The sequence below is a fragment of the Actinomadura logoneensis genome, from assembly GCF_003428695.1.
GTDB lineage: Bacteria > Actinomycetota > Actinomycetes > Streptosporangiales > Streptosporangiaceae > Spirillospora > Spirillospora logoneensis.
On sequence record NZ_QURH01000471.1, the window covers coordinates 1 to 1,107 of the forward strand.

The 1,107-nt window shown below is 73.3% G+C and carries 1 protein-coding gene; it reads left to right on the forward strand.

Going from position 1 to position 1,107, the window contains the following annotated elements; genetic code table 11:
• Positions 1 to 258: 258 nt before the first annotated feature.
• Positions 259 to 1,107, forward strand: an 849-nt coding sequence (locus DZF91_RS23390; RefSeq protein WP_199486829.1) for a DEAD/DEAH box helicase, incomplete at its 3' end; no start/stop codon positions are given.

Sequence of the window (1,107 nt, forward strand, 5' to 3'; positions counted from 1 at the left end):
CCACCCCGCGCCCCCTGCCCACCCTGCGGCCCGCTCCCTGGCCCCGCGCTTCCCGCCCTGTCCCCTCCGGCGGGCCCCGGTGCGGCCCCAGAACGGCCGGTAGAGCCCCGGAACCCCCTCCCGCGGGGTCTGGACGCCCCCGAGGCGTGCGGGGGGCGGGCTCTGGCATGATCGTCCGGCGGTTGGGGCGGATCGTCCGGGTGAAGTTGTTGGGCCCCGAATTGGGAATCCGGGCGGGCGAAACCGTAGGCTCGAGACATGAGCACCCCCGACACGCAGTCGGCCGAGCAGTCCCCGGCGGAGCGGTACCGGGCCTTCCGGTCCCGGACCGCGGGGAACGGGCCCGCGCTGCTGGACTTCCAGACGCTGTACGACTTCGAGCTGGACGCGTTCCAGATCGAGGCGTGCCGGGCGCTGGAGAAGGGCAGCGGCGTCCTGGTCGCGGCCCCCACCGGGTCCGGCAAGACCCTGGTCGGGGAGTTCGCCGTGCACCTGGCGCTGCTGGGCGGCGGCAAGTGCTTCTACACCACCCCGATCAAGGCGCTGTCGAACCAGAAGTACGCCGACCTCGTCCGCCGCTACGGGCCGGAGAAGGTCGGGCTGCTCACCGGCGACAACAGCGTCAACGGCGAGGCCCCGATCGTCGTCATGACGACCGAGGTCCTGCGGAACATGCTCTACGCCGGGTCGCCGACCCTGGCCGGGCTGGCGTTCGTGGTGATGGACGAGGTGCACTACCTCGCCGACCGGTTCCGCGGCGCGGTCTGGGAGGAAGTGATCATCCACGTGCCGGACTCGGTGCGGCTGGTGGCGCTGTCGGCGACGGTGTCCAACGCCGAGGAGTTCGGCGAGTGGCTGCAGGCCGTCCGCGGCGACACCGCCGTGATCGTGGACGAGCACCGCCCCGTCCCGCTGTTCCAGCACATGATGGTCGGCACCCGCCTGTACGACCTGTTCGTGGAGCAGGGCAGGGGCGAGGGGCGCCGCGCGAAGCTGAACCCGCAGCTCACCCGCATGGCGGTGGAGGAGGTGCGGCGCGCGAAGGTGAACCAGGGCCGGCGCACCGGCCGCCGCCGGGCGCCGCGCCCGCAGCGGTTCCGGCCGCCG